Source organism: Candidatus Ruminimicrobiellum ovillum (genome assembly GCF_002392975.1).
In the GTDB taxonomy this organism is placed as follows: Bacteria; Elusimicrobiota; Endomicrobiia; order Endomicrobiales; family Endomicrobiaceae; genus Ruminimicrobiellum; species Ruminimicrobiellum ovillum.
This window is the reverse complement of record NZ_DGIC01000002.1, coordinates 281611-290186: the sequence shown is the minus strand read 5'-3', so window position 1 is coordinate 290186 and position 8576 is coordinate 281611. Positions and strand designations below refer to the sequence as shown.

General features: G+C 36.0%; 8 protein-coding genes and 1 pseudogene. All 9 read right to left on the bottom strand.

What is annotated here, in order from left to right; genetic code table 11:
• Positions 1-370: pseudogene (locus tag B2Y85_RS01330) on the bottom strand (hypothetical protein); the annotation flags it as partial.
• A 173-nt stretch (positions 371-543) separates the two neighbouring features.
• Positions 544-1677: a FlgD immunoglobulin-like domain containing protein gene (locus B2Y85_RS01325; RefSeq protein ID WP_372518672.1), complete on the bottom strand. Its 1134-nt coding sequence runs from the start codon at positions 1675-1677 to the stop codon at positions 544-546.
• Positions 1678-1680: 3 nt separating this feature from the next.
• The gene (locus B2Y85_RS01320) at positions 1681-2919 is read right to left on the bottom strand and encodes a hypothetical protein (RefSeq protein ID WP_372518671.1); all 1239 of its coding nucleotides are present in this window, start codon (positions 2917-2919) and stop codon (positions 1681-1683) included.
• Between the two features lie 66 nt (positions 2920-2985).
• Entirely contained in the window at positions 2986-3801 is an 816-nt protein-coding gene (locus B2Y85_RS01315) for a hypothetical protein (protein ID WP_372518670.1), read from the bottom strand.
• A 729-nt stretch (positions 3802-4530) separates the two neighbouring features.
• Complete coding sequence (gene ruvC, locus B2Y85_RS01310; protein WP_372518669.1) at positions 4531-5016, bottom strand: crossover junction endodeoxyribonuclease RuvC; 486 nt, start codon at positions 5014-5016, stop codon at positions 4531-4533.
• Positions 5016-5765, bottom strand: coding sequence for a YebC/PmpR family DNA-binding transcriptional regulator (locus B2Y85_RS01305; RefSeq protein WP_372518668.1), 750 nt, complete (start codon positions 5763-5765; stop codon positions 5016-5018). The genes ruvC and B2Y85_RS01305 overlap by 1 nt, the downstream gene beginning before the upstream one ends.
• Positions 5766-5787: 22 nt before the next feature.
• Positions 5788-6699, bottom strand: a complete 912-nt coding sequence (locus B2Y85_RS01300; protein ID WP_372518666.1) for a toxin-antitoxin system YwqK family antitoxin — start codon at positions 6697-6699, stop codon at positions 5788-5790.
• Entirely contained in the window at positions 6696-7133 is a 438-nt protein-coding gene (atpC, locus tag B2Y85_RS01295) for an ATP synthase F1 subunit epsilon (protein ID WP_372518665.1), read from the bottom strand. Before atpC ends, B2Y85_RS01300 begins: the two co-directional genes overlap by 4 nt.
• A complete protein-coding gene (gene atpD, locus B2Y85_RS01290) occupies positions 7133-8527 on the bottom strand; it encodes a F0F1 ATP synthase subunit beta (RefSeq protein WP_372518673.1) in 1395 nt (464 codons plus the stop codon). The genes atpC and atpD overlap by 1 nt, the downstream gene beginning before the upstream one ends.
• Positions 8528-8576 lie beyond the last annotated feature (49 nt).

Genomic DNA, 8576 nt, shown 5'->3' with positions numbered 1-8576 from the left:
TTCTTGCATAACCTAAATTAAAAGTATCGTATCTTGCAAGGGCAGGTGTTCCCAGTGACGACCATGCAAATGATACAGCTCCCCATTCTTCCGAAATAGGATATACCGCACCTAAATAGTTTGCACTTATTTCTACTCCGTCAAGACCTGCGAAAAGTCTTGAACCCATAAGTGTTATTTCTTTTTGTGCACAGTTTGCTATACCTGCAATGTTGTACAAAGGTGCATTAGCATCGTTTGCTACGGCAGTAAATGCTCCGCCCATACCTAATGCTCTTACTCCCCAATAGGTATCTTCAAAGGCAGCATACACCTGTTGGCTCATCGTTACAACTATAGTTAATAATAATACTAACAGTACTTTTTTCAAAAAAAACACCTCGTGTTTTTTAGCTTAAAGGGTGAACGGGTGAATGGCTTAAAGGTTTTAACTGCGAGATCCCGTATCAAGTACGGGATGACAAACTTTTCACCCTTTCACCAACGAATTGTAAAACAATTCGTGTTCACCTTTTCACCTGTAAAAATTGCTGAAAGCAATTTTTACTTAACAAACGCAATCGTTCCGCTGATGAGTTTACCTTTAACTTTTATCTGGTAAACATAAATACCGCTGGATGCATAATCGCCGTTATCTTTCTTACCGTCCCACTTAAATCCTTCCGCATCACCGGAACTGATTTCTTTAACTTTTTTACCGCTTGTATTGTAAATTTTAACACTGTCGCCTTGTTGTAATCCGTTAAACCTGAATACATCTCTGCCTTTAACAACAACTCTCTTTTTCGGCCTGTAACTCTTATCTTCTTCTTTAACTTTTTCAAATATACCGTAATAACCTAAATCCGTTATGTAAGACATAACTGTTTTGTTTTGTAAGTCCGTATCGGATATTGTTATATCTTTCCATTTGTCCGAATCCTGCTTTTTATACTTTAACACAAAATTGTTGGATGTAGGATTAAGACCGTAATAAAAAGTTGCTTTTATCGGCGACAATATTTCTATGTTGTCCGGTATGGAATAAACCTGATACAATGCCGCCATTTGTTCCGTTGACGAAATGTAATCTTCTATCGGTAACTGTTTAATTATTATTTGTGCATCGGTGCTTAAAGCATTCGGAGCAATTTCAAGTTTTGAACTTTCGTACTGTTGGTTACCTGAATTAAATTCCACAACACCGCCGGCAGATGCTGTAACATCTTTTGTTACGGTATCTGTAAGTTCAGCATGTTGAGACTCTGTTCCCGAAGGGAAAGTGACGGTTTTAATAATTGTGCCTTGCTCGTCGCGGAAATCTATAACTATTTGATAATCCACATTTGTGTTAGATTCCAAAAAGTCGGGCAGTTGTATAAAAAATTCTTCGTTATTTTTAATGGTTATTCCTTCACCGGGCGGTTCCTGCTCAACAGAGCCGCCATCGACGGAATAATCTATTCTCGCGGTTGCGGTGGAATCGGTATAGTCGCCGAAATCCACCGATATTTTTGCATTTAATATCTTGTCTATTGACGATACCGTTTCTATTGCCGTGTGAGTTATGGTAGGAACTACCACACTACCACCGAAACTTGCATATGCACCCAATACCTTTAATACTTCTGCATAAAGGCATACAGAACCGCTAAGCAAAACTATTAAAGATAATAAAGCTAAAATTTTCTTTTTCATTTTTTATTCGTAAACTAACTCCGTTACAACATTTGCTTCATACTCTAAACCGCCTATTGCATTAGAACAATCCGCTGCAAAATATATTTTGGGCTTCCTTTCATAGTAATCTGCAAAACTTTGATATGCCCATGTTTCACCGGTATATAGAAAAAGATGACAACCTTGCAAACTCCAAGCAATAGTATTAGGTAAATCTAAACCTGTATCAGTTATATCGAAAAATTTTGCCCAAGGCCATGCCCAAGCAACACCATTAGCATCAGGGGTTGTTTTACCGCTGTCATACAGCCATCCCCAAGAATCTTCTTTTATTTGAAAAGTTGCATCACTGTTAGGCAACAAATCTCTGCTTATTCGCCAAGCCATAGGTAAAACAATTTCACTACCATCACTATCCACACAATACAAACCTTTTCTTGATGTTTTTCCATTATTTAAATACATTCTTACATACCAATTGGAACTTTCTTTGTCTAAATCCAATTCAATATACTGTTGTGCGGCAGTCCAACTTTGCCTGTAAGCTGCTTGTGTCCAAGTTATTTTGTCATTTGTTGCCACCTGATTATCCGATATGTTTTTAACTGTCACATTGAAAGCTCTTGTTGCATTAGGAGCTTTTGTCCAATAAACATTATCTATTAGTAGAGAGTTATCATTTGATGTAGAACCTAAAACAAAAAGATATGTAATATTAGATAAATTAAGTCCGTCGTTAGTTAAAGGATCTACGAAACTTGAAAGTTCAATATAATATGTATGCCAATTATTATCGTTATTGATACCGGTTAAATTACTATCTATTCTTTTTATATTTGTGCTATTAAAATACACTACTTTATCATTACCATCTGCCACTTTAAAAACATTACCAGTATTCTCTAAATCTATAGTTGTAGGAACTTTAGCACTAAAATATACTCTTCCTCCGGCATAAGCAGACATGTCTTGTGGATTAGAACCCCATTCGCCATCGGAAGTAAACCATGCCCCAATCCAATAAGCATTAATAGAATGAGAGTACTCTCCTTCTTTTTTATCTGTTCTGTTTGTTCTTGGACTTCCTGCTATATAAATTCTATCATTTCCTGCAGAAGCACTAGTGCTTGCACCATTATATGTTTCTGTTAAAACACCATAAACTGCCCTGCCGATATTACCTGCAAATGTAAAACTTGTTGCAAATAATAAAGTAACTATACACAACAAAACAATAATAAAATAACTTTTAATTTTCATTAAAATTAAATCACAAAAAACAAGTTTGGATAGCGGTATTTTTCATACCGCTATCCAAAGGAAATATTATTCAGCACTAATAGAAAAGGTTATAGTTGTTGTTCCAAATTTGTCTCCACTGGAAACATTACTAAATACTGCTTTAAAGAACATTACAACATCTTCATCTACAAACCATGGTACATAATTACCATCTGTCCAAGTACCACCTATCCAATTACCACCAGCAGCACCTGTCTTTCCTATTACGTGCATAGAACCATCTACATCTGCTTCAGCAAGGGTTTTATTACCTTCATAAATATTAGATTTATCTGCTAACCATCTATCTCCAGCATATTGATTATCATTATCAAAAGTTAAAGATTTTGGAGACGTTAAACTTGTTAATGTGCTAGAAGATACAGCTAAACATTTAGTTTGTATTTCTGCAAAATCTCCATCAGTATATGTACTTGTTGATGTTTGACCAGCTCTTACCAAACCATTATATGTTGTTGTTGAACCATTAACTTTTCCTTGATAAGCTTGAAACTCTCCCATTGAAGAATTTTTGTTATCTGTAAACATGTAAATTGTTGTTCCTGCTTTTTGAATTTTTAAATTAGAATGTATCTTTGCAAAATCACTTGATATTGCTACGCTAGCAGTCGTTGTACCTAATACAACATCTGCTGCATCAAAATTTATAGCAGTAGCTGTTGTATCGGTAGAATAAGAAGTTCCATTCCAATGATATAAAGTTACATCAAAAGTTAAATCCTCTGCTGTAAATGTTGCATAAGCAGAATGTTGTGATGATGAAAATGCTACTGCCCAAACAGAACTGCTTACCATACTTACCAACGCCAAAACTGCCAATAAACTAAACACTTTCTTCATACTAAACTACCTCCATAAAAAATTTTTTACTGCATACTTCTTGCTACAATCGTTTCCAAAACTTTACTGCAAAAATTTGTTTCTACCTCCTTAAAATTTTTTTGCACCTCCCGTAATAGTATATTTACCGACAAAAAATAGAAATAAAAAAAGCACATAAGGGAAACACCCTATGTGCTTTTAATTAGAATATATAAATACTTCTTGATTATACATCAACAAATATCTATTCATAATTATTAAATAAATTATACCAAAATTTGTTAAAAAAACCAACAATTTTTGTTTGAGGGATAGGAAAGACAGCTTATAGTTTATAACAACAAACGACGAGATCCCGCATCAAGTGCGGGATGACATTGTTGGTTGTGCGGGAAGACAGGAACGGCGGAAGATTAGAAGATTGGATGATTGGCAACGGCGAAACGGCAATTAGTAATTAGAAATTAGTAATTAGTACTTTATGTGTGCCTACGGCACGAATATTTTATAATTAACGACAACGAACGACGAGATCCCGCATCAAGTGCGGGATGACATTGTTGGTTGTGCGGAATGACAAAGTTTTTTTTTGTCGTTGTCGTTATGTTGTGGTCGTTAGAGAACGAATAGTTTGTGACGAACTGAAGCATTTTAAAATTGCGGTGTACATATCGCGAAAGCGGTACATAAGATTTTAAAATGCAAAAGTGTAGTCTAAAATATTCGTTCGATATAAGGTTTATCGCTTTATTTCACAATAAAACGATTAGTGTTAATATGGCAAATCGCCATTGCAAGAGCATCCGCCGCATCATCGGGTTTTGGAATTTCTTTCAATCCCAACATCGTTTTTACCATATGTTGCATTTGATACTTGTCGGCAAGTCCGTAACCGGTTAGTGCCATTTTTATTGTTCTCGGATTATATTCAAATAAAGGAAGGTCTTTTGTTACTACGGCAGATATTAAAGCTCCCCTCGCCTGACCGATAGTCGCTATGACTTTAGAACCTTTTAAGAAAAAGATATCTTCCATAGCAACAACTTCGGGTTTGTATGTATCTACGATTTTTTGTGTTTCCGTGAAAATGAATTTCAGTCTGTCGGCCAGAGAATCTTTCGGGTATGTTTTCATGCACCCGTAAGCTAAACAGGTAAGTTTGTCTGTTTGTCCTTTATAAACAACACCCCAGCCGGGCATCGCCAAGCCGGGGTCTATTCCCAATACTATCATTATGCTCCGTATTTTTCCATATCTTCTTTAGATATATCGAAATTGGAATAAACATCTTTAACATCGTCGTGTTCTTCCAATTCGTCTAACAATTTTAACATATGTTCGGCATTGTCGCCTTCGAGTTTAACATATGTTTGAGGTATCATTGTTATTTCCGATTCTGCAACAGGAATATTTTTTGCTTTTATTGCATCTAAAACGGAATTAAAATCGTTTGTTGTTGTATATATTTCGTAACAATCGTCTTCCGCAACAAAATCTTCCGCACCGGCATCCAAAGCTACAGTCATAATTGTATCTTCGTCGCCTGCGGATTTATCTATGGAAATAAAACCTTTTTTAGAGAACATCCAACCTACACAACCGGATTCTCCCATACTTCCGGAATGTTTTGAAAATATTTTTCTTATTTCGGAAGCTGTTCTGTTTTTGTTATCTGTAGTTGTTTCTACTATCAAAGCTACACCTGCAGGACCGTAACCTTCGTATGTGTTTTCTTCGTAAACGGCACCGGGAAGTTCACCCGTTCCTCTTTGTATAGCTTTCTTTATATTATCCTGAGGCATATTTGCTTCTCTTGCATCGTCAACAGCCTTTCTTAATCTGGCATTGTTTTCGATTACTCCGCCGCCTTCCTTGGCTGCGACAACAATTTCTCTGATTATCTTTGTGAAAATTTTGCCTCTTTTAGCATCCGTAGCTGCTTTTTTGTGTTTAATACTTGCCCACTTATTATGACCTGACATAATAAAACCTCTCTACTGTTTTTTAATATTTTATTTTAAAAATTTGTTCGCCTTTACCGCTGAAAGCTTTTCTCATTGTTTTTTTACCGTTAACATATGTATCGATATATAACGGAAATTCCGAGTTATTGTTGCTGTAAATTTTTGTGTCACCGTTTAATTTATTGTTTTGATATTTTTCTATTCTGTTTATACTGCCGTCTTCGTAATATATACGGGAATCTCCCTCTAATTTACCTTGAGAAAAATTATATTCCGTTTTTAATATTCCGCCCGGAAAATATTCTTTACTGTAACCTTCTTTCAATCCGTTATAATATTCCGTTTCTGTTTTAGGTGTTCCGGTAACAAAATATTCTTTACACAAACCTTCCAACTCTCCGTCAACATATTGTGCGGAAGATACAAGTGTTCCCGACATGGAATACTTTTTTACGGTACCGTCTAAAATACCGTTCTTATAGTTGGAATCTTCTTTTTTATTTCCGTTTTCGTAATATTCGATAACCTTCCCTTCCAAAACACCGTTTTTATAATTTTTTACGGCAGAAACTTGTCCGCCGGGATAAAAAGTTTTTATCACACCTTCGAGTTTTCCGGCATTATAATTCATTTCGGAAACTATATTGTTGTTTGCATCGTATTCTTTAATAAGTCCGTTCGGAATTTCTCCCTGAAAAAATATCACTTCGCCTTTTGTATCCACGATTTCCGTTGCGACCGTTTTACCTTCGAGAATATAAGCATAAGTAGTAGATTTTATATCGGATTTGGTAACTTTTTTTGTTGTAGATATAACTTGTTCCTGAGCTACTTCATCGCCTTCTTCCGTTGCTTCCATAGAAGAAACTTTTTCTTTTTGCGCTGAAGAACATGAAAATATAAATATACTGCTAACAACTAAAGCTGTTAAGAATAAATTGATATTTTTCAATATTTTACTCCTTTACTCTTTCTTTTTAGTTTATTATGTTCCAAAACTTTTAATGCCAATATTGCTTTTTGTAATTCTCTTTCCGCCATTTCGGTATTTACATTATCTTTTTTCTTTTTCTGCTCATCCGCATATCTTTTTGCTTTTTCTATTAAATCATCGTCAATATCTTCACTTCTTACCGCAAAATCCGCAACTACACTTACCATATTTTCGGACACTTCCAAAAAACCGCCCGATATTGCGATACTTTTCTTTTCCCCCGTTTCGGGTTCTATTTCTATATCGCCTTGTGCAAGTGTTGTTATTAAAGCAGTGTGACCTGCAAGTATCGTAATTAAACCGGAAGTGGTAGGAAATGTAGCTTGTTTAACATTTCCGCTGAAAGTAGTTCCTTCCGGAGACAAAATATCTAATTTATAAACATTAGCCATTATTTATTAGCCCTTTTTAAAACATCTTCTATAGTTCCCGCCATATAGAAATGCTGTTCTGAAATATCGTCGTATTTACCTTCGATAATTTCTTTAAATCCTTTTACCGTATCTTCAATTTTAACATATTTTCCTTCCAACCCGGTAAATGTTTCGGCAACAAACATAGGTTGTGTAAGGAATTTTTGAATTTTTCTTGCTCTTGCAACCGTTAATTTATCTTCATCGGACAATTCATCCATACCCAAAATAGCGATAATATCCTGCAAGTCTTTATATTTCTGTAATATTTTTTTAACACTCATTGCCACTTCGTAATGATCTTTTCCAACCGTGTTGGGATCGAGTAATCTTGAAGATGATGTTAACGGGTTAACCGCAGGGTAAAGACCTTGTTCCACGATTGCTCTGTCCAATGTGATTGTTGCATCCAAATGAGAGAAAATCGTTACAGGTGCGGGATCCGTGTAGTCGTCGGCAGGAACATATATAGCCTGAACGGATGTAACGGAACCTTTATTTGTTGATGCGATTCTTTCCTGCAATTCGCCCATATCTTGTGCCAAGTTAGGTTGATAACCTACGGCAGATGACATTCTGCCGAGCAAAGCGGAAACTTCACTTCCTGCCTGCGCGAATCTGTAAATATTATCTATGAACAAAAGCACATCTTCGTTCTTTTGATCTCTGAAATATTCCGCCATGGTAAGACCGGTTAAAGCAACTCTCATTCTGCTTCCCGGAGGTTCGTTCATTTGTCCGAATACGAGAACGGTTTTATCCAAAACGTTGGACTCTTTCATTTCCATCCATAAGTCGGTACCTTCTCTTGTTCTTTCTCCCACTCCGGCAAATACGGAATGTCCGTCGTGTTCCATAGCAATGTTTCTTATGAGCTCTTTAACAACAACGGTTTTACCTACTCCGGCTCCGCCGAATATACCGATTTTACCGCCTTTAGTGAACGGCGAAATTAAATCTATAACTTTTATACCTGTTTCGAGAATTTCAGGTGTGGTTTTCTGTTCCGAAAGTTTCGGTGACGGTTTATGTATGGGAGCAAAATCGCTTTCTTTTTTACTTATTTCACCCAATCCGTCTACAGCTTGTCCCAAAACATTGAAAATTCTTCCCAACGTTTTTTCTCCTACCGGAACAGATATGGGAGCATTCGTTCTTACAACTTTATCCCCTCTTTTTAATCCGTCGGTAGAACCCAAAGCTATTGTTCTTACTTCGAAATTATCCATTTGGAACATTGTTTCCAAAACAAGTTTGGAACCGTTTTTCATTGTGATGTTAAGAGCTTCGTAAACTTCAGGTGTTTCGTTGTTGAATCTTACATCAACAACGGCTCCTTGAACTCTTATAACAAAACCTTCACCTTTATTAATCTTTTCCATACCTATATCCTCGTTAATTACTAATTGCTAATTTCTAATT